We start from the raw sequence: 25,543 nt of genomic DNA on the forward strand, positions 1-25,543 counted from the left end.
AGACGGCCCGCAGGGAACAAACAACGGCAACCCCCGGTTTTGGGAGAGGACGCCAGTCCTGGCAGACTGGTGAGTCGGCCCCGGTTCACGCCCCCGCACCCCGCGGCAGCGACCCGGTGCCCTCCCGAACCTAGGAGACACCTTGAAGCGCGACATCCACCCCGAGTACGTCGAGACGCAGGTCAGCTGCACCTGTGGCGCGTCGTTCACCACCCGCAGCACGCTCCCCGGCGGCACCATCCGCGCCGAGGTCTGCTCCGAGTGCCACCCGTTCTACACGGGCAAGCAGAAGATCCTCGACACCGGTGGCCGTGTGGCCCGCTTCGAGGCCCGCTTCGGCAAGGCCGCCGGCTCCAAGAAGTAGCGAGCCCCATACCGCCGGTCCACGGCCGCGCCCCCGCCCGGGGGCAGGCCGGGACCGGCGTTTTTGGTCGCCCGCCCTTCACCCACGTAATCGCAGGAGCCCAAGATGTTCGAGGCCGTCGAGGAACTCGTCGCCGAGCACGCCGACCTGGAGAAGAAGCTCGCCGACCCGTCGGTCCACGCCGACCAGGCCAACGCGCGCAAGCTGAACAAGCGCTACGCCGAGCTCACCCCGATCGTCGCCACGTACCGCTCCTGGAAGCAGACGGGCGACGACATCGAGACCGCGCGCGAACTGGCCGCCGACGACCCCGACTTCGCCGCCGAGGTCAAGGACCTGGAGAAGCAGCGCGAGGAGTTCACCGAGAAGCTCCGCCTGCTGCTGGTCCCGCGCGACCCCAGCGACGACAAGGACGTCATCCTCGAGATCAAGGCGGGCGCGGGCGGCGACGAGTCCGCCCTGTTCGCCGGCGACCTGCTGCGCATGTACCTGCGGTACGCCGAGCGCGTCGGCTGGAAGACCGAGATCATCGACGCCACCGAGTCCGAGCTGGGCGGCTACAAGGACGTCCAGGTGGCCGTGAAGGCCCGCGGGCAGACCGAGCCCGGCCAGGGCGTGTGGGCCCGGCTGAAGTACGAGGGCGGCGTGCACCGCGTGCAGCGCGTGCCGGCCACCGAGTCGCAGGGCCGCATCCACACCTCCGCCGCCGGTGTCCTGGTGACCCCCGAGGCGGAGGAGGTCGACGTCGAGATCAACCCGAACGACCTGCGCATCGACGTCTACCGGTCCTCCGGCCCCGGCGGGCAGTCCGTCAACACCACCGACTCCGCCGTGCGCATCACGCACATCCCGACCGGAGTCGTCGCCTCCTGCCAGAACGAGAAGAGCCAGCTCCAGAACAAGGAGCAGGCACTGCGTATCCTGCGCTCCAGGCTGCTCGCGGCGGCGCAGGAGGAGGCGGAGCGGGAGGCCGCCGACGCCCGTCGCAGCCAGGTCCGTACCGTCGACCGCTCCGAGAAGATCCGTACGTACAACTTCCCGGAGAACCGCATCTCGGACCACCGCGTCGGCTTCAAGGCGTACAACCTCGACCAGGTCCTGGACGGCGAGCTCGCCGCGGTGATCCAGGCCTGTGTCGACGCGGACTCCGCCGCCAAGCTCGCCGCCGCGTAAATCCCGTAGACAGCCCGGAGGACCGTCGTGAACCTGCTGCTCGCCGAGGTGGCCCAGGCCACCCAGCGGCTCGCCGACGCCGGCGTGCCCTCTCCGCGCACCGACGCGGAGGAGCTCGCCGCGTTCGTGCACGGCGTCAAGCGCGGCGAGCTGCACACCGTGAAGGACTCCGACTTCGACGCCCGGTACTGGGAGGTCATCGCCCGCCGTGAGGCGCGCGAGCCGCTCCAGCACATCACCGGGCGGGCGTACTTCCGCTACCTGGAGCTCCAGGTGGGTCCCGGAGTGTTCGTGCCGCGGCCCGAGACCGAGTCGGTGGTCGGCTGGGCGATAGACGCCGTCCGCGCGATGGACGTCGTCGAGCCCTGCATCGTCGACCTGTGCACCGGCTCGGGCGCCATCGCGCTCGCGCTCGCGCAGGAGGTGCCGCGCTCGCGCGTGTACGCCGTGGAGCTGTCCGAGGACGCCCTGAGGTGGACCCGCAAGAACATGGAGGGGTCCAGGGTCGAGCTGCGCCAGGGAGACGCCCTGACGGCCTTCCCGGACCTCGACGGACAGGTCGACCTGGTCGTCTCCAACCCGCCGTACATCCCGCTCACCGAGTGGGAGTACGTCGCCCCGGAGGCCCGCGACTACGACCCCGACCTCGCGCTGTTCTCCGGTGAGGACGGCCTCGACCTGATCCGCGGCCTGGAGCGCACCGCGCACCGGCTGCTGCGGCCCGGCGGGGTGGTCGTCGTCGAGCACGCCGACACCCAGGGCGGACAGGTGCCGTGGATCTTCGCCGAGGAACGAGGGTGGGCCGACGCGGCCGACCATCCCGACCTGAACAGGCGCCCCCGGTTCGCCACCGCCCGCAAGGCGCTGCCGTGAGCACCCCGCATACTTCATTCCCCCAGCAGCACCCGTACGAGGAGGCCCGCTAGATGGCTCGGCGATACGACACCAACGACGCGACCGACCGCACGACCGGTCTGCGCGAGGCCGCGTCCGCCGTCCGCCGGGGCGAGCTCGTGGTGCTGCCGACGGACACCGTGTACGGGATCGGCGCCGACGCGTTCACCTCGGAGGCCGTCGCCGATCTGCTGGACGCCAAGGGCCGGGGCCGCAACATGCCCACGCCCGTCCTCATCGGCTCCCCGAACACCCTGCACGGCCTGGTCACCGACTTCTCCGAGCTGGCCTGGGAGCTGGTCGACGCGTTCTGGCCGGGCGCGCTGACGCTGGTCGCCAGGCACCAGCCGTCGCTCCAGTGGGACCTCGGGGACACCCGGGGCACGGTCGCCGTGCGGATGCCGCTGCACCCGGTCGCCATCGAGCTGCTCACCGAGGTCGGGCCCATGGCCGTCTCGTCCGCGAACCTCACCGGGCACCCGGCGCCGGAGAACTGCGACGCCGCGCAGGAGATGCTCGGCGACTCCGTCTCCGTGTACCTGGACGGCGGGCCCACCCCCGGGAACGTGCCCTCCTCCATCGTCGACGTCACCCGGCCCGTGCCCGTGCTGCTGCGCGAGGGCGCGATCTCGCCGGAGGAGCTGCGCAAGGTGGTACCCGACCTCGAGGTGGCGAATTGACGGCCCCTGAGTCGGGGCGTGGCATAGGCAACGGGGAATCCAGCGCGGAGATCACGACGACCTTCGGTTTCCCGCGCGACACCTTCCGCATCCTCCACGTCAGTACCGGAAACGTGTGCCGCTCGCCCGTCACCGAGCGGCTGACCCGGCATTTCGTGAGCCAGCGGCTGGGGATCCTGGGCGGCGGGCTGATCGTGGAGAGCGCGGGGACCTGGGGGCACGAGGGTGCGCCCATGGAGGCCCATGCGGAGACCGTGCTGGCGGAGTTCGGGGCGGACGCCTCGGGGTTCGTGGGGCGGGAGCTGCTGGACGAGCATGTGATCCGGGCGGATCTCGTGCTGACCGCTACGCGGGACCACCGGGCGCAGGTCATTTCCATGGGGCATTCCGCGGGGCTGCGGACGTTCACGTTGAAGGAGTTCACCCGGCTGGTCAACGCGATCGATCCGGCGACTCTGCCGTCGTTGGACGAGGGGCTGGTCATGCGGGCGCGTGCGCTGGTGCGGGCTGCCGCGGCTCTACGCGGGTGGCTGTTGGCGCCGACGGCTGAGGCGGATGAGGTGTACGACCCGTACGGGGCGCCGCTGACGTTCTTCCGGTCGATCGGGGACGAGATATTCGAGGCGCTGGACCCTGTGGTGACCGCGCTGACCGGGGTGCCTGCTCGGGCGTAGGCGTCCGGCTGCCGGGGTGGGTTCGCAGGGCCTCTGGTGTTGTTCCGCTGTGCCCACCCGTTCCGCCTTGCGGAACGACTGCCCACAGCGGCGGCGGGGGTGGGTGATCGCCCACAGCGACGCGGGTGCCCACATCGAGGCGGGCGGGGTGACTGGTCGCGGCGGGGCGGGGGCGATTTCTGGGGGTTCGGCATACATTGGGCGGTATGACGGTCGGGCATGTCCTTGAGGTCGATGTGGTGCGGCGGCAGGATCCCGAGCTGGCCGATGTGCTGCTCGGGGAGTGGGAGCGGCAGTCGAGCTCGCTCCAGCTGATCGCCGCCGAGAACTTCATGTCGCCGGCCGTGCTGGCCGCGCTCGGGTCGCCGCTGGCCAACAAGTACGCCGAGGGGTACCCCGGCAACCGGCACCACGGCGGCTGCGAGGTCGTCGACGTCGCCGAGCGCCTCGCCGTGGAGCGGGCGAAGGCGCTGTTCGGCGCCGAGCACGCCAACGTGCAGGCGCACTCCGGCTCGTCCGCCGTGCTCGCCGCGTACGCCGCCCTGCTGCGCCCCGGCGACACCGTCCTCGCCCTCGGCCTGCCCCACGGCGGTCACCTCACCCACGGCTCGCCCGCCAACTTCTCCGGCCGCTGGTTCGACTTCGTCGGCTACGGCGTGGACGCGGAGAGCGGGCTCATCGACCACGACCAGGTCCGCGCCCTCGCGCACACGCGCCGCCCCAAGGCGATCGTCTGCGGCTCCATCGCCTACCCCCGCCACATCGACTACGCGTTCTTCCGCGAGGTCGCCGACGAGGTGGGCGCGTATCTGATCGCCGACGCCGCGCACCCCATGGGTCTCGTCGCCGGGGGAGCGGCGCCCAGCCCGGTGCCGTACGCGGACATCGTGTGCGCGACGACGCACAAGGTGCTGCGGGGACCGCGCGGCGGGATGATCCTGTGCGGCGGCGAGCTGGCCGAGCGCCTCGACCGGGCCGTCTTCCCCTTCACCCAGGGCGGCGCCCCGATGAACACCGTCGCGGCCAAGGCCGTCGCGTTCGGGGAGGCGGCGACACCGGCGTTCGCCGCGTACGCGCACCAGGTGGTCGCCAACGCGCGGGCCCTGGCCGCCGCCCTGGCCGCCGAGGGGCTGGCCGTCACCACCGGCGGCACCGACACCCACCTGATCACCGCCGACCCGGCGCCGCTCGGCGTCGACGGACGCGCCGCGCGCGGCCGGCTCGCGGCGGCCGGGCTCGTCCTGGACTGCTGTGCGCTCCCGCACGACGACGACCGCGGGCTGCGCCTGGGCACGGCGGCGGTGACCACGCAGGGCATGGGGGCGAGGGAGATGACGTTCGTCGCGGGACTGCTGGCGAGCGTCCTGCGGGGCGGCACCGAGCCCGCGCGGGCCCGGGAGGACGTACGGGAACTGGCCGCGGCGTTCCCGCCGTACCCCCGCTGAACGGGCCGGTTCCGGGGTAGGCGGCACGGATGCACAGTCACGCGTGCAACCATCGTCGCTACCCGGAAGTCCCCACTCATATGCGTGCCTCGCTAGGGTGTGGGGCTGTGATGGCCAGCGAGACCTGTGGGGAAGCCCGTGCGTGAATACCTGCTGACGCTCTGCATCACGGCCGCGGTGACGTACCTGCTGACAGGGCCGGTACGGAAGTTCGCGATCGTGGCGGGGGCGATGCCGGAGATCCGGGCACGTGACGTGCACCGGGAACCCACTCCGCGGCTCGGCGGTATCGCCATGTTCTTCGGCCTGTGCGCGGGCCTGCTGACCGCCGGCCACCTCACCAACCTGGGCCAGCTCTTCGAGAAGTCCAACGAGCCGCGGGCGCTGCTCTCCGGGGCCGCGCTGATCTGGCTGATCGGTGTGCTGGACGACAAGTTCGAGATCGACGCGCTGATCAAGCTGGGCGGTCAGATGATCGCCGCGGGCGTGATGGTCATGCAGGGTCTGACGATCCTGTGGCTGCCCATCCCGGGCGTCGGCACGGTCGCGCTGACCCAGTGGCAGGGCACCCTGCTCACGGTGGCGCTGGTCGTCATCACCATCAACGCGGTCAACTTCGTGGACGGCCTCGACGGCCTCGCCGCCGGCATGGTGTGCATCGCGGCGGCCGCGTTCTTCATGTACGCCTACCGCATCTGGTACTCGTACGGCATCGAGGCCGCCGCCCCCGCGACGCTGTTCGCGGCCATCCTGATGGGCATGTGCCTGGGCTTCCTGCCGCACAACATGCACCCCGCGCGGATCTTCATGGGCGACTCGGGCTCGATGCTGATCGGTCTGGTCCTGGCGGCGGGCGCGATCTCCATCACGGGACAGGTGGACCCGGACAGCCTGTTCGGCGGGTCCGAGCGCAGCACGGTGCACCAGATGGTGCCGGTCTACATCCCGCTGGTGATGCCGCTGACGATCATCGCGATCCCGGCCGCCGACCTGATCCTGGCGATCGTGCGGCGCACCTGGCGCGGCCAGTCGCCGTTCGCGGCGGACCGGGGGCACCTGCACCACCGGCTGCTGGAGATCGGCCACTCGCACAGCCGGGCGGTGCTGATCATGTACTTCTGGTCGGCGCTGATCGCCTTCGGCGCGCTGACCTACTCCGTGAACTCGGCGTCGATGTGGATCGTGCTGGGCGTCGTCATCCTCTCCACGCTCGGCCTCGTCCTGCTTCTGCTGCCGCGCTTCACGCCGCGCGCCCCGCGCTGGGCGGAGGCCTTCGTCCCGCCGCGCTACCGGCGCCGCCGTCGGACGGCCCTGGCCGCCGCCCCGGACACGTCGGTCCCGGCGGACCCCGGGTCCACCGACGACGACCACCGCACCCCGGTCGCCGCGGGTGTCTCCGGCGTCAACGGCGCGACCGCCGTCGGCCCCCGCGCACGCCTGGCCGACCGATCACGGGCAAGGTAAGAATCCGACTAGAGCATTGCCAAGTCGTGGGGCCCCGATGGGTCCCCGTTGGGTCCCTGTTGGGTGTGCAAACTGCCCCAATACCAGACAAAGAGGCCGCGTTCTCGCTCAGACGCGCAGATTCACTCTCATGTGTGACAGTGAGCACACCAGGCAGGTAAAGACTGCATCAAATAGTTTGTGATACCGTTCACGAGAACCCCGGATAGAGCCGAAGGACCGCAGTGCGACGGTTCACCGGCGCGAGGAATTCACCCTCGGCCCGGGGGTCTACGCTCGTCCATGACGACACCCTGCCCCCTGTGAAAAGCGGAGTTGCCGCCATGCCGTCCAATGACGTCCGGATCCTGGCCCAGGCCGCCGTGCCCACGGCTGCCGCCGGCGCTGTCGCCGCCGTCGTCAGCGCGGTGGTCGCCGGTGGCAAGGGTGCGATCGGGGCGCTCGTCGCGACCGTGGTGGTGATCCTCTTCATGGGGATCGGCCTCTACGTACTGCAGCGGACCGCCAAATCGCTTCCGCACCTGTTCCAGGCCATGGGGCTGATGCTGTACGCGGCACAGATCCTGCTGCTGTTCATCTTCGTCGCCCTGTTCCGGGACACCACCCTGTTCCACCCCAAGGCCTTCGCCCTCACGCTTCTCGGCACCACGCTCGTGTGGATCGCCGCACAGACGCGCGCGCACATGAAAGCCAAGATCCTGTACGTCGAACCCGAGTCGACGACGAGCGGAAAGCCCGGAAACCCGGGGCACTCGTCGTGAGGGGTAGGCCCGGGATAAAGAGGCCCCGGAACTCCTGCTATCGTCCGGTGCCAACTGCGGCATCGCGGGCGCGGGCATCCGAGCTGACGCCTGCTCAATGGCGAGGCGAGATGCCCCCCAGCCGCCCCCACATCCGAACCACCAGTCCCGTGCCGAACCGCGGCCGTGCGCCGCGCCGACACAACGAGGTTGCCGTACCTATGCGCCACGATGAAGGAGCCCGCGGTGAGTGCTGACCCGACGCAGGTGCTCGCCTTCGAGACCGACTGCCACCTGTTCGACGGTTGTGGCTTCCCGGCTCCGGGCCTGCACTCGTTCCTCTTCGAGCCGCTCTGGGGCGACGCAGACGGCAACGGCCTGTACTTCAACAAGCCGATGCTGCTCGCGCTGCTCGGTTCCATCATCGTGGTGGGCTTCTTCTGGGCCGCGTTCGCCAAGCCCAAGCTCGTCCCGGGCAAGCTCCAGATGGTCGCCGAGGCCGGCTACGACTTCGTCCGTACCGGCATCGTGTACCAGACGCTCGGCAAGCGCGAGGGCGAGAAGTACGTCCCGCTCGCCGTCTCCCTGTTCTTCTTCGTCTGGATGATGAACCTCTGGTCGATCATCCCCGTCGCCGCCTTCCCGGTGACGTCGATCATCGCCTACCCGCTGGTGCTGGCCCTGATCGTCTACATCACCTGGGTCTCCCTCACCTTCAAGCGGCACGGTTTCGTCGGCTTCTTCAAGAACGTCACGGGCTACGACAAGTCGCTCGGCGCGGTGCTGCCGCTGTCGATGACCATCGAGTTCTTCTCGAACCTGCTGGTCCGCCCCTTCACGCACGCCGTGCGACTCTTCGCGAACATGTTCGCCGGTCACACCCTGCTGCTGCTCTTCACGATCGCCAGCTGGTACATGCTCAACGGCATCGGCATCGCCTTCTCCGCCGTGTCGTTCGGCATGGTCCTCGTGATGACGCTCTTCGAGCTCTTCATCCAGGCCGTGCAGGCGTACGTCTTCGTCCTGCTGACCTGCACGTACATCCAGGGCGCGCTCGCCGAGCACCACTGAGCGCCCCAGGTTCCCACCCCCAAGTCGTCCGGTGGCCAACCCCCACCGGTCCGTAAAGAGAAGGAAGAACTGGCATGTCCCAGACCCTCGCTGCTGTCGAAGGCCACATCGGCTCCATCGGTTACGGTCTCGCGGCCATCGGCCCGGGCGTCGGCGTCGGCATCATCTTCGGTAACGGCACCCAGGCCCTGGCCCGTCAGCCCGAGGCTGCCGGCCTGATCCGCGCCAACCAGATCCTGGGCTTCGCCTTCTGTGAGGCGCTCGCCCTGATCGGTCTCGTCATGCCGTTCGTCTACTAAGACGAACCCTGACGACCGACCCTTTCGACGAAAGGCACTGATGTGACATCCGCCCTGGTTTTCCTGGCGGCCGAGGGTGAGAAGGAGAATCCCCTCGTTCCGCCGTGGCCGGAAGTTGTCATCGGCCTCATCGCTTTCGTCATCGTCTTCGGTTTCCTCGCCAAGAAGCTCCTCCCGACCATCAACAAGGTCCTGGAAGAGCGTCGCGAGGCCATCGAGGGCGGTATCGAGAAGGCCGAGGCCGCTCAGACCGAGGCCCAGAGCGTCCTTGAGCAGTACAAGGCTCAGCTCGCCGAAGCCCGGCACGAGGCCGCGCGTCTGCGCCAGGAGGCGCAGGAGCAGGGCGCGACGCTCATCGCCGAGATGCGGGCCGAGGGCCAGCGTCAGCGCGAGGAGATCATCGCCGCCGGCCACGCGCAGATCGAGGCCGACCGCAAGGCCGCCGCGTCCGCGCTGCGCCAGGACGTCGGCAAGCTCGCCACCGACCTGGCCGGCAAGCTCGTCGGCGAGTCCCTCGAGGACCACGCCCGGCAGAGCCGCGTGATCGACCGCTTCCTCGACGAGCTCGACCAGAAGGCCGAGGCCACGCGATGAACGGAGCGAGCCGCGAGGCCCTGGCAGCCGCACGTGAGCGTCTCGACGCGCTGACGGACTCCACGTCCGTGGACGCCGGCTCGCTCGCCGGTGAGCTGGCCGCCGTCACCGCGCTGCTCCACCGCGAGGTGTCGCTGCGTCGGGTCCTCACCGACCCGGCGCAGGCCGGTGAGGCCAAGGCCGACCTGGCCCGGCGCCTGCTCGGCTCGCAGGTCAGCGGTCCGGCCGCGGACCTGGTGTCCGGCATGGTGCGTTCCCGCTGGTCGCAGTCGCGCGACCTGGTGGACGCGCTGGAGGAGCTGGCCGATGTGGCCGACCTCACCGCCGCCCAGAAGGCCGGCGCGCTCGACGACGTCGAGGACGAGCTGTTCCGGTTCGGCCGGATCGTCTCCTCCAGCACCGAGCTGCGCGCCGCGCTGACCAACCGGAGCGCCACCGCCTCCGCCAAGGGCGAGCTGCTGCGCAGCCTGCTCGGGGGCAGGGCGAACGCGGCCACCGAGCGTCTGGTCACGCGTCTTGTGACCGCGCCGCGGGGACGTAGCCTGGAATCGGGACTGGAGTCCCTGTCCAAGCTCGCCGCCGAGCGCCGCGACCGCATGGTGGCCGTCGTCACCTCCGCGGTGCCGCTGAGCGACCAGCAGAAGCAGCGCCTGGGCAACGCCCTCGCGAAGCTCTACGGCCGCCGGATGCACCTCAACCTCGACGTCGACCCCGAGGTCGTCGGCGGGATCCGGGTGCAGGTCGGTGACGAGGTCATCAACGGCTCCCTCGCGGACCGGCTCGAGGACGCCGGCCGTCGGCTGGCCGGCTGAGCAGCACATTTCTTCATAGCAGTACGTAAGCAATTACGGCCCTGGTTGGGCCGTGCAGAGGATTCACCTCGTATCGGGGGGAGTCCCCATACCCCCCAAGTGAAACTTCGGGCCCAACAAGGAGAGCAGGGAACTCAGATGGCGGAGCTCACGATCCGGCCGGAGGAGATCCGGGACGCGCTGGAGAACTTCGTCCAGTCGTACAAGCCGGACGCGGCCTCGCGCGAGGAGGTCGGTACGGTCACCCTTGCCGGCGACGGCATCGCCAAGGTCGAGGGCCTTCCCTCGGCCATGGCCAACGAGCTGCTGAAGTTCGAGGACGGCACCCTCGGCCTCGCCCTCAACCTCGAGGAGCGCGAGATCGGTGCCATCGTCCTCGGTGAGTTCAGCGGCATCGAGGAGGGCCAGCCGGTCACCCGTACCGGCGAGGTGCTGTCCGTCGCCGTGGGCGAGGGCTACCTCGGCCGCGTGGTCGACCCGCTCGGCAACCCGATCGACGGCCTCGGCGAGATCGAGACCGAGGGCCGCCGCGCCCTCGAACTGCAGGCCCCCACGGTCATGCAGCGCAAGTCGGTGCACGAGCCGATGGAGACGGGCTACAAGGCCGTCGACGCCATGACCCCGATCGGCCGTGGTCAGCGCCAGCTGATCATCGGCGACCGCCAGACCGGCAAGACCGCCCTGGCCGTCGACACGATCATCAACCAGCGTGACAACTGGCGCACCGGCGACCCGAAGAAGCAGGTCCGCTGCATCTACGTCGCCATCGGCCAGAAGGGCTCCACCATCGCGTCGGTCCGCCGCGCGCTGGAGGAGAACGGCGCGCTGGAGTACACGACCATCGTCGCCGCCCCGGCGTCCGACCCGGCCGGCTTCAAGTACCTGGCGCCGTACACCGGTTCGGCCATCGGCCAGCAGTGGATGTACGAGGGCAAGCACGTCCTGATCATCTTCGACGACCTGTCGAAGCAGGCCGACGCCTACCGCGCCGTCTCCCTGCTGCTGCGCCGCCCGCCGGGCCGTGAGGCCTACCCGGGTGACGTCTTCTACCTGCACTCCCGTCTGCTGGAGCGCTGCGCCAAGCTCTCCGACGACATGGGCGCGGGCTCGATGACCGGTCTGCCGATCGTCGAGACCAAGGCCAATGACGTGTCGGCGTTCATCCCGACCAACGTCATCTCCATCACCGACGGCCAGTGCTTCCTGGAGTCGGACCTGTTCAACGCCGGTCAGCGCCCCGCGCTGAACGTCGGTATCTCCGTCTCCCGAGTCGGTGGTTCCGCGCAGCACAAGGCGATGAAGCAGGTCTCCGGCCGTCTGCGCGTGGACCTCGCCCAGTTCCGTGAGCTGGAGGCGTTCGCCGCCTTCGGTTCCGACCTGGACGCCGCGTCGAAGGCGCAGCTGGAGCGCGGTCAGCGCATGGTCGAGCTGCTGAAGCAGGACCAGTACCAGCCGATGTCCACCGAGGACCAGGTCGTCTCCGTCTGGGCCGGCACCACCGGCAAGATGGACGAGGTCCCGGTCGCCGACATCCGCCGCTTCGAGAAGGAGCTCCTGGAGCACCTGCACCGCAACGAGCAGGGCCTCATGACCTCCATCCGCGAGGGCGGCAAGATGTCCGACGACACCCTGCAGGCCGTGGCCGACGCGATCGTGGACTTCAAGAAGCAGTTCGAGACGAGCGACGGCAAGCTGCTCGGCGAGGACGCGCCGAAGGCGACCAGCGCCTCCAAGTGACGTAAGGAAGGGACCTGACTCATGGGAGCCCAGCTCCGGGTCTACAAGCGTCGCATCCGATCCGTCACCGCGACCAAGAAGATCACGAAGGCGATGGAGATGATCGCCGCCTCGCGCGTCGTCAAGGCGCAGCGCAAGGTGGCGGCCTCCACGCCGTACGCGCGGGAGCTCACCCGCGCGGTCACGGCGGTCGGTACCGGCTCGAACACCAAGCACCCGCTGACCACGGAGGCGGAGAACCCGACCCGTGCCGCGGTCCTGCTCCTCACGAGCGACCGCGGCCTGGCCGGCGCCTTCAACTCCAACGCCATCAAGGCGGCGGAGCAGCTGACCGAGCGCCTGGAGCGCGAGGGCAAGCAGGTCGACACGTACATCGTCGGCCGGCGCGGTGTCGCCCACTACAACTTCCGTGAGCGCAAGATCGCGGAGACGTTCACCGGCTTCACCGACGAGCCCTCGTACGCGGACGCCAAGAAGATCGCGGCCCCGCTGATCGAGGCGCTCGAGACGGAGACGGCGGACGGCGGCGTGGACGAACTCCACATCGTCTACACCGAGTTCGTGTCGATGATGACGCAGACGGCGGTCGACTCCCGGATGCTTCCGCTGCGCCTCGAAGAGGTCGCGCAGGAGAGCACCACCAAGGGCGAGATCCTGCCGCTGTTCGACTTCGAGCCCTCGGCGGAGGACGTCCTCGACGCGCTGCTGCCGCGGTACGTCGAGAGCCGGATCTACAACGCGCTGCTCCAGTCGGCCGCTTCGAAGCACGCCGCCACGCGGCGCGCGATGAAGTCGGCCACCGACAACGCGGGCGAGCTGATCAACACGCTCTCCCGTCTTGCCAACGCGGCCCGCCAGGCCGAAATCACCCAGGAAATCAGCGAGATCGTCGGTGGCGCCAGTGCCCTGGCCGACGCGAACGCGGGGAGTGACAACTAATGACCACCACTGTTGAGACCGCGACGGCCACGGGCCGCGTCGCCCGGGTCATCGGCCCGGTCGTCGACGTGGAGTTCCCCGTCGACGCGATGCCGGAGATCTACAACGCCCTCCACGTCGAGGTCGCCGACCCGGCCCAGGAGGGTGCGCTCAAGACGCTGACCCTCGAGGTCGCGCAGCACCTCGGTGACGGCCTGGTCCGCACCATCTCCATGCAGCCCACCGACGGTCTGGTCCGCCAGGCCCCGGTGACCGACACGGGCTCCTCCATCTCGGTGCCGGTCGGCGACTTCACCACCGGCAAGGTGTTCAACACCCTCGGTGAGGTGCTGAACGTCGACGAGCAGTACACGGGTGAGCGCTGGCCGATCCACCGCAAGGCGCCCAACTTCGACGAGCTCGAGTCGAAGACCGAGATGTTCGAGACCGGCGTCAAGGTCATCGACCTTCTCACCCCGTACGTCAAGGGTGGAAAGATCGGTCTGTTCGGCGGTGCCGGCGTCGGCAAGACGGTGCTCATCCAGGAGATGATCTACCGCGTCGCCAACAACCACGACGGTGTGTCGGTGTTCGCCGGTGTCGGTGAGCGCACCCGTGAGGGCAACGACCTCATCGACGAGATGAGCGAGTCGGGCGTCATCGACAAGACCGCCCTGGTCTTCGGCCAGATGGACGAGCCCCCGGGCACCCGTCTGCGCGTGGCCCTCGCCGGTCTGACCATGGCGGAGTACTTCCGCGATGTGCAGAAGCAGGACGTGCTGTTCTTCATCGACAACATCTTCCGCTTCACCCAGGCCGGCTCCGAGGTGTCGACCCTGCTCGGCCGCATGCCCTCCGCGGTGGGCTACCAGCCGAACCTGGCCGACGAGATGGGTCTCCTCCAGGAGCGCATCACCTCGACCCGTGGTCACTCGATCACCTCGATGCAGGCGATCTACGTCCCCGCGGACGACCTGACCGACCCGGCCCCGGCCACCACCTTCGCCCACCTCGACGCGACGACGGTGCTCTCCCGTCCGATCTCGGAGAAGGGCATCTACCCGGCCGTGGACCCGCTGGACTCCACGTCCCGGATCCTGGACCCGCGCTACATCGCGCAGGACCACTACCAGGCCGCGATGCGCGTGAAGAACATCCTGCAGAAGTACAAGGACCTGCAGGACATCATCGCGATCCTCGGTATCGACGAGCTCGGCGAGGAGGACAAGCTCGTCGTCCACCGCGCCCGTCGCGTGGAGCGCTTCCTGTCCCAGAACACCCACGTCGCCAAGCAGTTCACCGGCGTCGACGGGTCGGACGTCCCGCTGGACGAGTCGATCGCGGCCTTCAACGCGATCTGCGACGGCGAGTACGACCACTTCCCGGAGCAGGCGTTCTTCATGTGCGGTGGCATCGAGGACCTGAAGAACAACGCCAAGGAGCTGGGCGTCTCCTGAGCATCAGGCTCACCGTGAACCCCTGAGGTTCACACCTGAGGGGGCGGGTGCGTCCCGCCCCCTCGTTCACGCCCCTTAGACTTGTAACCAACACCCGGCACAACCGCCGGGTGGTGACCCGAGGAGCCACCTTGGCTGCTGAGCTGCACGTCGCGCTGGTCGCGGCCGACCGAGAGGTCTGGTCCGGCGAGGCCACCCTGGTCGTCGCGCGCACCACGTCCGGCGACATCGGCGTCATGCCCGGTCACCAGCCGCTGCTCGGTGTGCTGGAGTCGGGCCCGGTGACCATTCGTACGCGTGAGGGCGGGACGGTCGTCGCCGCGGTGCACGGCGGTTTCATCTCGTTCGCGGACGACAAGCTGTCGCTGCTGGCCGAGATCGCCGAGCTGTCGGACGAGATCGACGTCCAGAGCGCGGAGCAGGAACTCGCCCGTGCGAAGGCGGAGGACGATGCGGAGGCCCAGCGCCGCGCGGACGTCCGTCTGCGGGCGGCGTCGGCAGGGCGCTGATACCGGCGCGGTGGGATGACGTCACTCAGCCGCGGCCGGCACCGGAGCGATCCGGAGCCGGTCGCGGCTGAGGCAGATCTGGATGATTTTTCCGTTCCGTTACCTAGGAGACGAGGAGGTCGGTGTCGATGGTCCTCGCTCTGACTGTGTGCGGAATCGTGGTGGCCCTCGTGGTGGTGGGGCTCTTCGTCTTCGGCCTGCGCCGCCGCCTCATCCAGCGTTCCGGTGGAACGTTCGACTGCAGCCTGCGCTGGGACGCGCCCGAGTCGGGCGACTCCGGCGGCAAGGGCTGGGCGTACGGGGTGGCACGTTACAACGGTGACCGGGTCGAGTGGTTCCGGGTCTTCTCCTACGCTCCCCGCCCGCGCCGCCTCCTGGAGCGTTCCGCGATCGAGGTGGCCGGCCGTCGGCTGCCCGAGGGCGAGGAGGAGCTGGCACTGCTGTCGGACTCGGTGGTTCTCGCCTGTCTGCACCGGGGCACGCGTCTTGAGCTCGCCATGAGCGAAGACGCGCTGACCGGATTCCTCGCGTGGCTCGAGGCAGCCCCGCCCGGTCAGCGCGTCAATGTCGCCTAGTACTGCTTGTACTGCTTGTACTGCTTGAGAGTTACTTCAGGCCGTTGTTGATGGCGCTGACCAGCTCACCGTTGGCGGTGTCGCCGCTGAACTCCCAGAAGAAGGCTCCGCCCAGGCCCTGGTTCTTGGCCCAGGCCATCTTCGTGTTGATGGTGGCCGGGGTGTCGTACGACCACCAGTTCTGACCGCAGTGGGCGTACGCCGTGCCGGCGATGGTGCCGGTGGCCGGGCAGGAGTTCTTCAGGACCTTGTAGTCCTCGATGCCGGCCTCGTAGGTGCCGGCCGCCGGGCCGGTCGCCGTTCCGCCCGGGGTGGACTGGGTGACGCCGGTCCAGCCGCGGCCGTAGAAGCCGATGCCGAGCAGCAGCTTGCTCGCCGGGACGCCCGCCGCCTTGAACTTCGCGATCGCCTCGGCGGAGTTGAAGCCCTGCTGCGGGATGCCGTCGTACGAGGTCAGCGGCGAGTGCGGAGCGGTCGGGCCGTTCTTCGCCCAGGCGCCGAAGAAGTCGTACGTCATGACGTTGTACCAGTCGATGTACTGCGCGGCCGTGCCGTAGTCGGCGGCCTCGATCTTGCCGCCGTCGGAGGCGTCGGCGGTGGTGGCCGCGGTGACCAGGTCGTCGCCGAACTCGGCGCGCATGGCCTTCATCATGTTGCTGAAGGCGTTCGGGGCGCTGGTCGTGTCACAGCTCAGACCGCAGGCGTTCGGGTACTCCCAGTCCAGGTCGATGCCGTCGAAGACATCGGCCCAGCGCGGGTCCTCGACCAGGTCGTGGCAGGACTTGGCGAAGGCCGCCGGGTTCTTGACCGCGTCGGGGAAGCCGCCGGACCAGGTCCAGCCGCCGAAGGACCAGATGACCTTGATGTGCGGGTACTTGGCCTTCAGCTTGCGGAGCTGGTTGAAGTTGCCGCGCAGCGGCTGGTCCCAGGTGTCGGCGACGCCGTCGACGGACTGGTCGGCGGTGTACGCCTTGTCGTAGTCGGCGTAGGCGTCACCGATGGTGCACTTGCCGCCCTGGACGTTGCCGAAGGCGTAGTTGATGTGCGTGATCTTCTCGGCGGAGCCGGAGGTGACCAGGTTCTTCACGTGGTAGTTGCGCCCGTAGACGCCCCAGTTGGTGAAGTAGCCGAGGTTGACCTTCTCGCCCGGGTCGGGCTGGCCGCCGTCGCCGCCGGTGGTGGTGACCTTCACGGCGCCGCTCACCGGACCGGTCTGGTCGGCGGTGTCACGGGCCTGCACGGTGTACGAGTAGTCCGTGCCCTTGCTGAGGCCGGTGTTCGTGTACGAGGTGCCCGTCACGGTGGCGACCTTGGCGCCGTCGCGCAGGACGTCGTAGTTCTTGACGCCCTTGTCGTCGGTCGCCGCCGACCAGGACAGCTTCACCGAGGTGTCGGTGATGTCCGAGGCGGTCGGGGTGCCGGGTGCGGAGGGGGCCGCGTCGCCGGGGACCTCCGGGCCGCCGTCGCAGCTGCCGCCGTTGAGCGTACAGCCGGAGGGGGCGCCGGAGCCGCTGCCGTTGAAGCCGAAGGAGACCGACGCCCCGGGGGCGAGGGTGCCGTTCCAGCCGAGGTTCTTGGCGGTCCAGTGGTCACCGGAGTTGGTGACCGTGGCGTCCCAGGCGGAGGTGACCTTGGTGCCGGAGGGGAAGTCCCACTCGATGGTCCAGGAGCTGAGGCTCGTGGTGCCGGTGTTCTTCACCGTCCACTTGCCCTCGAAGCCGGAGCCCCAGTCCTGGGTCTTGGCGTAGGTGGCGGTCGCCGAGGTCGCGGCCTGGGCGGGGCTCGCGAGGGCGACGAGGCCGGAGAAGGGGAGCAGCAGGGTCGCGAACCCTGCGGCGGCTTTATGTCTGAAGCGCATGCTGCGCCTCCTTATGGGGAGAAGCCGTCGTGGGCGTGACTGAGCCATCACGCCCGCAGTGCCGCGAGAATAGAAAGGTCTGGACCACAGGTCAATAGGTCTGGACCACTTGCCCCGGCTGTCCCTCTGTGCTTCCGCTAGAGCCCCAACTCTTGTGCCAGCACGGCCGCTTGCACCCGGCTGCGCAGCTCCAGCTTGCCCAGCAGACGGCTGACGTGCGTCTTCACCGTCGCCTCCGCCATGTCGAGACGGGCCGCGATGTCGGCGTTGGACAGCCCTTCGCCGACACAGGACAGCACCTCGCGCTCGCGCCGGGTGAGGGAGTCCAGCACCGCCGGATCGGCGGTCGCCCGGCGGGCGGGCTTCGCGGCGAACTCCGCGATCAGCCGCCGGGTGACGGCCGGGGCGACGATGCCCTCCCCGCGCGCCACCGTGCGCACCGACGCGATGAGGTCCTTCGCGTCCGTGTTCTTCAGCAGGAACCCGGCCGCCCCGGCGCGCAGCGCCCCGAACACGTACTCGTCGAGGTCGAAGGTGGTCAGCACCAGCACATCGGCGAGCCCCTCCCCGACCACCTGCCGGGTCGCCGACACCCCGTCCAGGCGCGGCATCTGTACGTCCATCAGCACCAGGTCGGGGCGGAGTTCACGGGCGAGGGCCACCGCCTGCTCGCCGTCGCCCGCCTCGCCGACCACCTCGATGTCGGGCGCGCTGCGCAGGATGAGGACCAGTCCGGCACGGACGGCGGACTGGTCCTCGGCGACCAGGACCCGGATCATTGCGTCTCTCCTTGGGCGATGTCGGTGACGGGAAGACATGCGCGTACGACCCACAGCTTGCCGTCCGGGCCGCTCTCGGGCGCCGCCTCGAACGTGCCGTCCAGCAGGGCCGCCCGCTCCCGCATCCCGACGAGCCCGGCCCCGGACCCCGGTGCGCGCGGGGTGTCCCGGCCGCCGTACGGGCTGGCCACCCGGATGTCGAGGCCGCCGTCGAGGCGGCGCAGCAGCACGGTGACCTTCCCCGGCGCGGCGTGTTTCAGCGCGTTCGTCAGCGACTCCTGCACGATCCTGTACGCGGCGAGCTCGACCGGTGCGGGAACGGAGCCGTAGGTGGCGTCGAGGGTGACGTCCAGACCGTTGGCGCGGGCGCCCTCGACCAGTGCGCCGAGGCCGTCGAGAGTGGGGGTCGCGGCCGGTTCCCGGTCGTCGGCCCCGTCGCGCAGGATGCCGATGAGCCGTCGCATCTCGGACAGTCCCTGGACGCTGTTCTCCCGGATCACGGTGAGCGCGTCGCGGGAGGTCCTCTCGTCGTCCAGGGAGAGCGCGGCCGTGGAGTGGATGGCGATCGCGGAGAGGTGGTTGGCGACCATGTCGTGCAACTCCCGTGCCATCCGGGCACGTTCCGCGGTCACCGCCTGGGTGCGGTCCATCTCGGCGAGCAGCGCGGTCTGTTCGGCCCGCAGCCGGGCCGCCTCGGCGGCGTCGCGGTGGTTGCGCACGATGAGGCCGGTCGACGCGGGCGCGAACGAGACGACACCGACCGCCACCCCGATCAGCAGTGCCTGGGGCACCCGCCACACGGCGTACGGCACCAGCGATGCGGCGATGCTGAACAGCCCGGTGATCCACGGAATGCGGCGGGCGGAGGCGGGAGAGCCGTACAGGACGGCCGCGTACATCAGGTCGGTGTACATCAGGAGTGTGGCGATGCTGCCCTGGGTGAGGGTGTCCACGGTCAGGGCGGCCGTGCCGGTCAGCACGGCGGTGCGTGGGGCGGTCCTGCGCAGCAGCTCGCAGCAGGCCGTCACCAGCAGCGGCAGCAGGACCGGCCAGCGGCCGTCGAGCAGCACGATCGGCTCGTCGGCCGGCCGGGTGCCCAGCCCTGTGCCCCACAGCAGCAGTCCGCCGAGCAGTCCGGCGAGCGCGACCCACACGTCGAAGCGGCAGGGGCGGGGCAGTCGTACGGCCATGGCACCATCCAACACGCTGCGCGCACCCGGCGCCTGATCCCCGCGGACGGTCCTGGACTGCATCTTTCGATGTACCGCGAGTTCATCGGCGGCGACGACGAAACGGGCCGCTTCGCACGGGAGCCTGAAGGGGTGAACGAAGGGAGTGCGTCGTGGTCGTCGCTTTGATCATCGCCTGCGAGGTCGGATTCTGGGTCCTGCTGGCCCTCGGGCTGGCCGCCCGCTACCTGCTGAAGTGGCGCCGCACCAGTGTGTTCCTGCTGCTGTGCGAGCCCGTCCTGGAACTGGTGCTGTTCGCCGTGACGGCGATCGACCTGAGGAACGGAGCCGAGCCGGGCTGGGAGCACGGCCTGGCCGCGCTGTACATCGGCTACACGGTCGCGTACGGCCACTACACGATCCGCTGGCTCGACGGCCACGCCGCCCACCGCCTGGGCGGCGGCCCGCCGCCGGTGAAGCCCCCGCGCTACGGCAGGGCCCGGGCCGCGCACGAGGGCCGGCTGTGGCTGCGCACGCTGCTGGGCGCGGCCGTGGCGTGCGCACTGCTCCAGGGAGCGGTCTGGTACGTCGGCGACGAGGGCGACGTCTCCTCCCTGCGTGCCTTCCAGTGGGTGGCGATCAGGGTCGCCGCCATCCACGGCCTGGTGGCCCTCGGCTACCTGATCTGGCCGAAGAAGGCCCCGGCCGGGACGCAGGAGGTCACGGCCGGACGGCAGAAGGAGGAGGCACACCGGTGAACCGGGCGTCGAAGAACCTGCTGGAGGGTGTGGTCACCCTGCTCGTCGGGCTGGCCCTGTGGCTCTTCACCGGGGACGTGGAGGTCCCCGTGGTCACCCCGGCCAAGGTCGGCATCGTGCTGATGTGTGTCGGCGGCGCGCAGACCGCGTGGGGCCTGTACGGGGCCGCGCGCCGGTCGGCCTAGCGCTCCCCGCCCGGCACCCACAGCACGTCACCGGTCTCCTTGTTCGCGATGCGGGCGAGGATGAACAGCAGGTCGGAGAGGCGGTTGAGGTAGGTCGCGGTGAGCGGGTTCATGGTGTCGCCGTGGGCCTCCAGCGCCGCCCAGGTGGAGCGCTCGGCGCGGCGTACGACCGTGCAGGCCTGGTGGAGCAGGGCCGCGCCGGGCGTGCCGCCGGGCAGGATGAAGGAGCGGAGCTTCTCCAGCCGCTCGTTGAAGCGGTCGCAGTCCGCCTCCAGCCGGTCGACGTAGAACTGCTCGACCCGCAGCGGCGGGTACTCCGGGTTCTCCACCACCGGCGTCGACAGGTCGGCGCCCACGTCGAACAGGTCGTTCTGCACGCGGGTGAGGACCTGTACGACCTCCTCCTCGAGACCGCCCAGCGCGATCGCCGTACCGATCACCGCGTTCGCCTCGTTGGCGTCGGCGTAGGCGGAGATCCGCAGGTCGGTCTTGGCGACCCGGCTCATGTCACCGAGAGCGGTGGTGCCCTTGTCGCCGGTCCGGGTGTAGATACGCGTCAGGTTGACCATGAGGTCAATCTAGACGCTTGCTTTGTGGGAGCCGAGACCGGCCAGTACCCGGATGGAGTCCGGGGTCCAGGTTCTGAGCTCGTACATTCGCACCTGTTTCGCACCCGTGTCCTGAAGCCCGGCGCGTCGTCCACAAAGCAGATCGTTCGAGTCGGAGGGGGGGAGGGAAGTCGTGCTGGTCGGCAGGAAGTACCGGCTCGCGCTCACGCCGGAACGGAGGGATCAGGCGGAGGAGTACGGCAGCGTCTGCCGAACTGTGTGGAACATCGGCCTGGAGCGGCGACGTGAGTACCGTCGGCGGGGCAAGCTGATCGGATATGTGCAGCAGGCCCGTGAGCTGGCCGAGGCGAAAGCGGATCATCCGTGGCTGGCCGCACCGTCCCACGTTCTGCGGGTCACAGGGCGTGGAGGCCTCGGTGCAAGCCGGTCCGCGAAGCGCCAACCAGCGTGAAGCCGCAAGGAATTACCGCTTCGACCGCTGAGGTCGGAATCCCGTCGGCTCCCGCCGCCGGGAGGATCGCCAAGCCCGTCATGCGAGACGTGACAGGGGTCTCACTCCGTGAGACGTGAAACGCGTTACTAAGTCAGTCACAGGGGCGCCGGCGCCCGCTAATGTCCGCTCCTGGAGAACAAGACAGCGCGTATCAGGGGAGTCGCACAGTGGCACGCAAGCTCGCCGTCATCGGGGCCGGTCTCATGGGGTCCGGCATCGCCCAGGTATCCGCCCAGGCGGGCTGGGACGTCGTCCTGCGGGACGTCACCGACGAGGCGCTCACGCGCGGCACCGACGGGATCAAGGCGTCGTACGACAAGTTCGTGAGCAAGGGCAGACTGGAGGCGCACGACGCCGACGCCGCCCTCGCCCGGATCACCGCGACCACCGACCTGGACGCCTGCGCGGACGCGGACGTCGTGGTCGAGGCGGTGTTCGAGAAGCTCGAGGTCAAGCACGAGATCTTCCGCACGCTCGACAAGATCGTGCGTGAGGACGCCGTACTCGCCTCCAACACCTCCGCCATCCCGATCACCAAGATCGCGGCCGTGACGGAGCGCCCGGAGCGGGTCGTCGGCACCCACTTCTTCTCGCCGGTGCCGATGATGCAGCTCTGCGAACTGGTCCGCGGCTACAAGACCAGCGACGAAACCCTCGCCAGGGCGCGGGAGTTCGCCGAGTCGGTCGGCAAGACCTGCATCGTCGTCAACCGCGACGTCGCCGGCTTCGTCACCACCCGCCTCATCTGCGCCCTCGTCGTCGAGGCCGCCAAGCTCTACGAGTCGGGCGTGGCGAGCGCCGAGGACATCGACCTCGCCTGCAAGCTGGGCTTCGGCCACGCGATGGGACCGCTGGCCACCGCCGACCTCACCGGCGTGGACATCCTGCTGCACGCCACCGGCAACATCTACACCGAGTCCCAGGACGAGAAGTTCGCCGCTCCCGAGCTGATGCGCCGGATGGTTGACGCCGGTGACATCGGCCGCAAGAGCGGGCAGGGCTTCTACGAGCACTGACACCGCGCACTCGCCCCGGCACGCATCACACGCCGGGGTGAATTCGGTATCGGTTCGCTTACAGGTAGCAACCTCGGACGCCGCCACGCAGTCAGAGGTTGCATCACCGGCCATCAGAAAACGCGGAGCACGAGACGCATATCGGGGAGCGCATATGTACATCAAGGGCGACCACGCCGGGCTGGTCGTCGGGGGCCGCCTCGACGTCCGCAGCGCGGCGGACGCCCGTACGGTCCTGCACTCGGCCGTCGACGACGGAGTCGGCGACCTGGTGCTGGACCTGTCCGACCTGGACTCCTGGGACGCCACCGGACTCGGCGTGATCATGGGGGCCCACCGACGGGCCGGCCGCTGCGGCCGGCGCCTGGTGCTGCGGGACGTGCCGCCGCAGATGCAGCGCCTGTTGGTGGCCACCCGGCTGCACCGGATCCTGGCGATCGAGGGAGGCATCGGGGTGGACACGCTGCCCCGCGTATGAGGGCGTACGGGTACGGGACGGACGCCCCCCGAGAACCCGGACCGACCTCGACGAACCCTTCGACGCGCGCACAATCCTCACGAGACCGTGACCTCTCGGACCGCGCGGTACCCCGGACTGTCGTAGATACTGAGCGAAGGTTTAGGGTTCGGCTGCCTGCTGCCCTGCAAACCCTGAGCGGGCCCGGACCAGAAGCGACAGCGCGGTGTGCGGCGAGGTCGGGAGGGGCTTCCACCACACGACGCTTTTGGGGGGCTAGGACCTATGGACCCGAACAACCCGGGACCCGAGGAGTACGGCCACGAGGGTGACGGCCGCGCGCCGCGCCAGCGTCCGCCCCGGGAATCCCTCACTTCCGACTTCGGACAGCACGCGCCCGCGCTCGCCCGCACGGTGCAGCTCGTCTCCGGCGACTTCCTGCTGACCGTCAACCCCGTCGACGGCAGCGAGATCGAGCCCTGCCCGCCCGCCGAACGGCCGGCCCGCCCCGCGAAGCTGACCGAGGCCGAGCGCGCCGAGGTCGAGCGCGCCGCCAGGCCGTCCGTCCCGCCGGGACCCGCGCAGCTCCCGCTGCCGCTGCTGGCCCGCCAGGACGAGCGCGAGAAGCTGGTCCGGCTGCTGGCCCGCGGCCGCTCCGTACGCCTCACCGGCCCGGCCGGCTCCGGCCGCACCCGGCTCCTCGACACCGTCGCCGAGGACTGCGCGGACCTCGCCCCCGACGGCGTCGTCCGGCTCAACGGCCACCGCCGCTCCGCAGACGACCTGCTGCACGACCTCTTCTACGCCGTCCACGACGCCCCGCTGCACCGCCCGGACCGGGACGAACTCACCGACCACGTCCGTGAGATCGGCGCCGTCGTCGTCCTCGACGACCTGGAGTTCGGCGGCGCCGCCCTCGACGAGCTGCTGGACGCCACCCCCGAGTGCGCCTTCCTGCTCGGCGCCACCCCGGACGTGCCCGAGCCGTCCGCCGGCGCCGGCATCGAGGAGGTCGCCCTCCCCGGCCTCGACCGCGCGGCCAGTCTCGACCTGCTCAGGCACGCCGTCGGCCGGGACCTCACCGAGGACGAGTCGAACTGGGCCGGCGACCTCTGGTTCGAGTCCGAGGGCCTGCCGCTGCGCTTCGTCCAGGCCGGTGCCCTGCTGCGGCAGCGCGACCGGCTGCGGGCCGGCACCGACGCCGTCGACGAGTTCGGCGTCTTCGAGGACGTACGGCCCGACGAGACGTCCTACGATCCCGCGGACGGCGACGAGGTGCCGCTGCCCTCGCTCGGCGAGGCCGCCGCGCCCGCCCCGCTGCTCGCCTCCCGGCTCAGCGCCTCCGCCCGCGCCACCCTGCGGTTCGCCGTCGCGCTCGGCGGCGAGGTGCCCCACCAGGCACATCTGCCCGCCCTGGTGGGCGACACCCACGCCGACGCCGCGCTCGGCGAGCTGGCCGCCTGCGGACTGGTCTCCGCGGCCGGCGCCCGCTACCGGCTCGCCGCCGGGGTGCCGGCCCAGCTCGAGGCCGCCGGATACGCCGACGAGGCCGAGGACCGGGCCCGCGCCGCCGCCCAGCACTACACCTGGTGGACCGGGCACCCCTCGGTCACCCCGGAGCGGGTGTGCGCCGAGGCCGACGCGGTGCTCGCCGCGCTCGCCGTGCTGTCGCCGCTCACCACGGCCGTCGCCGAGGGCGAGCAGAGCACGGCCGTACAGCTCGCCCGTACCGCCGCGCCCGCGTTCGCCTCGGGCCTGCACTGGAGCGCCTGGGAGAAGGCGCTGCGGGCCGGCGCGGAGGCCGCCCGGCTCGCGGGGGACGTGGCGGAACAGGCCTACTTCCACCACGAACTCGGCATCCACGCGCTGTGCGCCGGACAGCTCGACCGGGCGCGCGCCGAACTGGAGGCGTCCATCGGGCTGCGCGGCGCCCTCGCCGACAAGCGCGGCACCGTCGCCGGACGCAGGGCACTGGCCCTCGTCGCGGACCGCTCCGGAACCCCGCTCGCGCTCATGCCGACCGCGGGGGAGGAGGTGCCCGAGGCCCGCTACGAGGAGTCGGCCTCGCCGCCCCGCGGGGTACCGACGGCCTTCCCGGAGCTCCAGCCGCCCTCCGACACCGGCCTGGTCGTCAACCGCGCGGTGCCGTCGCCGTCCAGGCCGTCCACGCCGTCGGCCAAGCCGGGCGGCGGCCTCAAGGGGCTGGCCAAGCGCAACCTGGTGGCGGCCGGCGCGGGCGCGCTGCTCGTCGCCGTGCTGGGCACGGTGGTCACCCTGGGCGCCACGTCGGAGAACGACGCCGGCACCCCCTCCGAGAACGTCGGCGTCAACCCCTCCGCCAGCCAGGGCGTCGACGACGGCAGCCTCGGCGCCGATCCGGCGACCGGGGACGAGGGCGACACCGGCGAGGCCACCAGCCGGCCGACCGACCCGGGCCCGGACGGCACCGTGGGCACGTCCGACGACCCGACGCCGACGGCCAGTTCGTCGGGGGAGCCGTCGGACGGTCCGAGCGGCACCAAGAAGCCGGACGATCCGTCGAGGTCCCCGTCGAAGTCCCCGTCGAAGACGCCGCCGCCCGAGCCGTCCGACAGCGGGTCTCCCACGCCGACCGAGACGGAGACGGAGGAGGAAACGCCGACGGGATCGCCGACGCCGACGGGTTCGGGAACGCCGACGGACACCACGCCCACCACCACCAACTCCGCGAGCGATTCCGCCCCGTCCACCCCCGTGGAGACGAACGCGAGCGCCCCCCAGAGCAGCGGCGCGAACACGCCCGGAGACCCGGAACGGGTGATCTGACCCGCAGGACACACACGAGGGCCGGGTTCCCCGCGGAACCCGGCCCTC

The 25,543-nt window shown here is 70.2% G+C and carries 27 protein-coding genes; 23 read left to right on the plus strand and 4 right to left on the minus strand.

What is annotated here, in order from left to right:
• The first annotated feature begins 142 nt into the window (after window positions 1–142).
• From rpmE to AMK33_RS10485, 17 genes are all read left to right on the plus strand, one after another.
• Entirely contained in the window at window positions 143–364 is a 222-nt protein-coding gene (gene rpmE / locus AMK33_RS10405) for a 50S ribosomal protein L31 (RefSeq protein WP_073932489.1), read from the plus strand.
• Between the two features lie 105 nt (window positions 365–469).
• Window positions 470–1,537 carry a peptide chain release factor 1 gene (prfA, locus tag AMK33_RS10410; protein WP_073932490.1) on the plus strand — a complete coding sequence of 356 codons (1,068 nt, stop codon included), beginning with the start codon at window positions 470–472 and terminating at the stop codon, window positions 1,535–1,537.
• A 27-nt stretch (window positions 1,538–1,564) separates the two neighbouring features.
• Window positions 1,565–2,410: a peptide chain release factor N(5)-glutamine methyltransferase gene (gene prmC / locus AMK33_RS10415; protein ID WP_073932491.1), complete on the plus strand. Its 846-nt coding sequence runs from the start codon at window positions 1,565–1,567 to the stop codon at window positions 2,408–2,410.
• 53 nt (window positions 2,411–2,463) lie between these two features.
• Window positions 2,464–3,111 carry an L-threonylcarbamoyladenylate synthase gene (locus AMK33_RS10420; protein ID WP_073932492.1) on the plus strand — a complete coding sequence of 216 codons (648 nt, stop codon included), beginning with the start codon at window positions 2,464–2,466 and terminating at the stop codon, window positions 3,109–3,111.
• Complete coding sequence (locus AMK33_RS10425; protein WP_073932493.1) at window positions 3,108–3,785, plus strand: arsenate reductase/protein-tyrosine-phosphatase family protein; 678 nt, start codon at window positions 3,108–3,110, stop codon at window positions 3,783–3,785. The genes AMK33_RS10420 and AMK33_RS10425 overlap by 4 nt, the downstream gene beginning before the upstream one ends.
• Before the next feature lie 206 nt (window positions 3,786–3,991).
• Window positions 3,992–5,230 carry a serine hydroxymethyltransferase gene (glyA, locus tag AMK33_RS10430; protein WP_073932494.1) on the plus strand — a complete coding sequence of 413 codons (1,239 nt, stop codon included), beginning with the start codon at window positions 3,992–3,994 and terminating at the stop codon, window positions 5,228–5,230.
• A gap of 138 nt (window positions 5,231–5,368) precedes the next feature.
• Complete coding sequence (locus AMK33_RS10435; protein WP_073932495.1) at window positions 5,369–6,694, plus strand: MraY family glycosyltransferase; 1,326 nt, start codon at window positions 5,369–5,371, stop codon at window positions 6,692–6,694.
• A 323-nt stretch (window positions 6,695–7,017) separates the two neighbouring features.
• Window positions 7,018–7,455: a hypothetical protein gene (locus AMK33_RS10440; RefSeq protein WP_073932496.1), complete on the plus strand. Its 438-nt coding sequence runs from the start codon at window positions 7,018–7,020 to the stop codon at window positions 7,453–7,455.
• A 210-nt stretch (window positions 7,456–7,665) separates the two neighbouring features.
• Complete coding sequence (atpB, locus tag AMK33_RS10445; RefSeq protein ID WP_073932497.1) at window positions 7,666–8,505, plus strand: F0F1 ATP synthase subunit A; 840 nt, start codon at window positions 7,666–7,668, stop codon at window positions 8,503–8,505.
• 74 nt (window positions 8,506–8,579) lie between these two features.
• Window positions 8,580–8,804, plus strand: a complete 225-nt coding sequence (gene atpE / locus AMK33_RS10450; protein ID WP_073932498.1) for an ATP synthase F0 subunit C — start codon at window positions 8,580–8,582, stop codon at window positions 8,802–8,804.
• Window positions 8,805–8,846: 42 nt separating this feature from the next.
• Window positions 8,847–9,398, plus strand: a complete 552-nt coding sequence (locus tag AMK33_RS10455; protein ID WP_201263004.1) for a F0F1 ATP synthase subunit B — start codon at window positions 8,847–8,849, stop codon at window positions 9,396–9,398.
• Window positions 9,395–10,210, plus strand: a complete 816-nt coding sequence (locus AMK33_RS10460; protein WP_073932499.1) for a F0F1 ATP synthase subunit delta — start codon at window positions 9,395–9,397, stop codon at window positions 10,208–10,210. The genes AMK33_RS10455 and AMK33_RS10460 overlap by 4 nt, the downstream gene beginning before the upstream one ends.
• Window positions 10,211–10,348: 138 nt before the next feature.
• Entirely contained in the window at window positions 10,349–11,947 is a 1,599-nt protein-coding gene (gene atpA, locus AMK33_RS10465) for a F0F1 ATP synthase subunit alpha (protein ID WP_073932500.1), read from the plus strand.
• Window positions 11,948–11,968: 21 nt separating this feature from the next.
• Window positions 11,969–12,886, plus strand: a complete 918-nt coding sequence (locus tag AMK33_RS10470; protein ID WP_073932501.1) for a F0F1 ATP synthase subunit gamma — start codon at window positions 11,969–11,971, stop codon at window positions 12,884–12,886.
• A complete protein-coding gene (gene atpD / locus AMK33_RS10475; RefSeq protein WP_073932502.1) occupies window positions 12,886–14,322 on the plus strand; it encodes a F0F1 ATP synthase subunit beta in 1,437 nt (478 codons plus the stop codon). Before AMK33_RS10470 ends, atpD begins: the two co-directional genes overlap by 1 nt.
• 131 nt (window positions 14,323–14,453) lie before the next feature.
• Complete coding sequence (locus AMK33_RS10480) at window positions 14,454–14,831, plus strand: F0F1 ATP synthase subunit epsilon (protein ID WP_004925483.1); 378 nt, start codon at window positions 14,454–14,456, stop codon at window positions 14,829–14,831.
• 128 nt (window positions 14,832–14,959) lie between these two features.
• The gene (locus tag AMK33_RS10485) at window positions 14,960–15,406 is read left to right on the plus strand and encodes a DUF2550 domain-containing protein (protein WP_073932503.1); all 447 of its coding nucleotides are present in this window, start codon (window positions 14,960–14,962) and stop codon (window positions 15,404–15,406) included.
• Window positions 15,407–15,437: 31 nt separating this feature from the next.
• On the opposite strand, the gene AMK33_RS10490 is transcribed toward AMK33_RS10485, so the two are convergent.
• The 3 genes from AMK33_RS10490 to AMK33_RS10500 all read right to left on the minus strand — a co-directional run bounded on the left by AMK33_RS10490 (window position 15,438) and on the right by AMK33_RS10500 (window position 19,233).
• Entirely contained in the window at window positions 15,438–17,264 is a 1,827-nt protein-coding gene (locus AMK33_RS10490; RefSeq protein WP_073932504.1) for a glycoside hydrolase family 18 chitinase, read from the minus strand.
• A gap of 137 nt (window positions 17,265–17,401) precedes the next feature.
• Window positions 17,402–18,043, minus strand: coding sequence for a response regulator (locus tag AMK33_RS10495; protein ID WP_073932505.1), 642 nt, complete (start codon window positions 18,041–18,043; stop codon window positions 17,402–17,404).
• Window positions 18,040–19,233: a sensor histidine kinase gene (locus tag AMK33_RS10500; RefSeq protein WP_073932506.1), complete on the minus strand. Its 1,194-nt coding sequence runs from the start codon at window positions 19,231–19,233 to the stop codon at window positions 18,040–18,042. Before AMK33_RS10500 ends, AMK33_RS10495 begins: the two co-directional genes overlap by 4 nt.
• 152 nt (window positions 19,234–19,385) lie before the next feature.
• On the opposite strand from AMK33_RS10500, the gene AMK33_RS10505 reads away from it, so the two are divergent.
• Window positions 19,386–19,970 (plus strand): hypothetical protein, encoded by a 585-nt coding sequence (locus AMK33_RS10505; RefSeq protein ID WP_073932507.1) that lies wholly within the window; start codon window positions 19,386–19,388, stop codon window positions 19,968–19,970.
• Window positions 19,967–20,155, plus strand: a complete 189-nt coding sequence (locus AMK33_RS10510; RefSeq protein WP_073932508.1) for a DUF5708 family protein — start codon at window positions 19,967–19,969, stop codon at window positions 20,153–20,155. The genes AMK33_RS10505 and AMK33_RS10510 overlap by 4 nt, the downstream gene beginning before the upstream one ends.
• Here the strand turns inward: AMK33_RS10510 and AMK33_RS10515 are convergent.
• Complete coding sequence (locus AMK33_RS10515) at window positions 20,152–20,724, minus strand: cob(I)yrinic acid a,c-diamide adenosyltransferase (protein ID WP_073932509.1); 573 nt, start codon at window positions 20,722–20,724, stop codon at window positions 20,152–20,154. The genes AMK33_RS10510 and AMK33_RS10515 overlap by 4 nt on opposite strands.
• Before the next feature lie 172 nt (window positions 20,725–20,896).
• On the opposite strand from AMK33_RS10515, the gene AMK33_RS10520 reads away from it, so the two are divergent.
• The 4 genes from AMK33_RS10520 to AMK33_RS10535 all read left to right on the plus strand — a co-directional run bounded on the left by AMK33_RS10520 (window position 20,897) and on the right by AMK33_RS10535 (window position 25,495).
• Entirely contained in the window at window positions 20,897–21,175 is a 279-nt protein-coding gene (locus AMK33_RS10520; RefSeq protein WP_073932510.1) for a helix-turn-helix domain-containing protein, read from the plus strand.
• 209 nt (window positions 21,176–21,384) lie between these two features.
• Window positions 21,385–22,233 carry a 3-hydroxyacyl-CoA dehydrogenase family protein gene (locus AMK33_RS10525; RefSeq protein WP_073932511.1) on the plus strand — a complete coding sequence of 283 codons (849 nt, stop codon included), beginning with the start codon at window positions 21,385–21,387 and terminating at the stop codon, window positions 22,231–22,233.
• A gap of 154 nt (window positions 22,234–22,387) precedes the next feature.
• Entirely contained in the window at window positions 22,388–22,711 is a 324-nt protein-coding gene (locus AMK33_RS10530) for an STAS domain-containing protein (protein ID WP_030860450.1), read from the plus strand.
• A 264-nt stretch (window positions 22,712–22,975) separates the two neighbouring features.
• Entirely contained in the window at window positions 22,976–25,495 is a 2,520-nt protein-coding gene (locus AMK33_RS10535) for an ATP-binding protein (RefSeq protein WP_073932512.1), read from the plus strand.
• Window positions 25,496–25,543: the final 48 nt, after the last annotated feature.

The sequence above is a fragment of the Streptomyces sp. CB02400 genome (assembly GCF_001905725.1).
In the GTDB taxonomy this organism is placed as follows: Bacteria; Actinomycetota; Actinomycetes; order Streptomycetales; family Streptomycetaceae; genus Streptomyces; species Streptomyces atrovirens.

What these genes read in the sequence shown, in the direction of transcription:
- prfA (WP_073932490.1), top strand. Translation starts at nt 470, where the DNA reads ATGTTCGAGGCCGTCGAGGAACTCGTCGCCGAGCACGCCGACCTGGAG.
- AMK33_RS10420 (WP_073932492.1), top strand. Translation starts at nt 2,464, where the DNA reads ATGGCTCGGCGATACGACACCAACGACGCGACCGACCGCACGACCGGT.
- glyA (WP_073932494.1), top strand. Translation starts at nt 3,992, where the DNA reads ATGACGGTCGGGCATGTCCTTGAGGTCGATGTGGTGCGGCGGCAGGAT.
- AMK33_RS10440 (WP_073932496.1), top strand. Translation starts at nt 7,018, where the DNA reads ATGCCGTCCAATGACGTCCGGATCCTGGCCCAGGCCGCCGTGCCCACG.
- atpB (WP_073932497.1), top strand. Translation starts at nt 7,666, where the DNA reads ATGAAGGAGCCCGCGGTGAGTGCTGACCCGACGCAGGTGCTCGCCTTC.
- atpE (WP_073932498.1), top strand. Translation starts at nt 8,580, where the DNA reads ATGTCCCAGACCCTCGCTGCTGTCGAAGGCCACATCGGCTCCATCGGT.
- AMK33_RS10460 (WP_073932499.1), top strand. Translation starts at nt 9,395, where the DNA reads ATGAACGGAGCGAGCCGCGAGGCCCTGGCAGCCGCACGTGAGCGTCTC.
- atpA (WP_073932500.1), top strand. Translation starts at nt 10,349, where the DNA reads ATGGCGGAGCTCACGATCCGGCCGGAGGAGATCCGGGACGCGCTGGAG.
- AMK33_RS10470 (WP_073932501.1), top strand. Translation starts at nt 11,969, where the DNA reads ATGGGAGCCCAGCTCCGGGTCTACAAGCGTCGCATCCGATCCGTCACC.
- atpD (WP_073932502.1), top strand. Translation starts at nt 12,886, where the DNA reads ATGACCACCACTGTTGAGACCGCGACGGCCACGGGCCGCGTCGCCCGG.
- AMK33_RS10485 (WP_073932503.1), top strand. Translation starts at nt 14,960, where the DNA reads ATGGTCCTCGCTCTGACTGTGTGCGGAATCGTGGTGGCCCTCGTGGTG.
- AMK33_RS10490 (WP_073932504.1), bottom strand. Translation starts at nt 17,264, where the DNA reads ATGCGCTTCAGACATAAAGCCGCCGCAGGGTTCGCGACCCTGCTGCTC.
- AMK33_RS10495 (WP_073932505.1), bottom strand. Translation starts at nt 18,043, where the DNA reads ATGATCCGGGTCCTGGTCGCCGAGGACCAGTCCGCCGTCCGTGCCGGA.
- AMK33_RS10500 (WP_073932506.1), bottom strand. Translation starts at nt 19,233, where the DNA reads ATGGCCGTACGACTGCCCCGCCCCTGCCGCTTCGACGTGTGGGTCGCG.
- AMK33_RS10515 (WP_073932509.1), bottom strand. Translation starts at nt 20,724, where the DNA reads ATGGTCAACCTGACGCGTATCTACACCCGGACCGGCGACAAGGGCACC.
- AMK33_RS10530 (WP_030860450.1), top strand. Translation starts at nt 22,388, where the DNA reads ATGTACATCAAGGGCGACCACGCCGGGCTGGTCGTCGGGGGCCGCCTC.
- AMK33_RS10535 (WP_073932512.1), top strand. Translation starts at nt 22,976, where the DNA reads ATGGACCCGAACAACCCGGGACCCGAGGAGTACGGCCACGAGGGTGAC.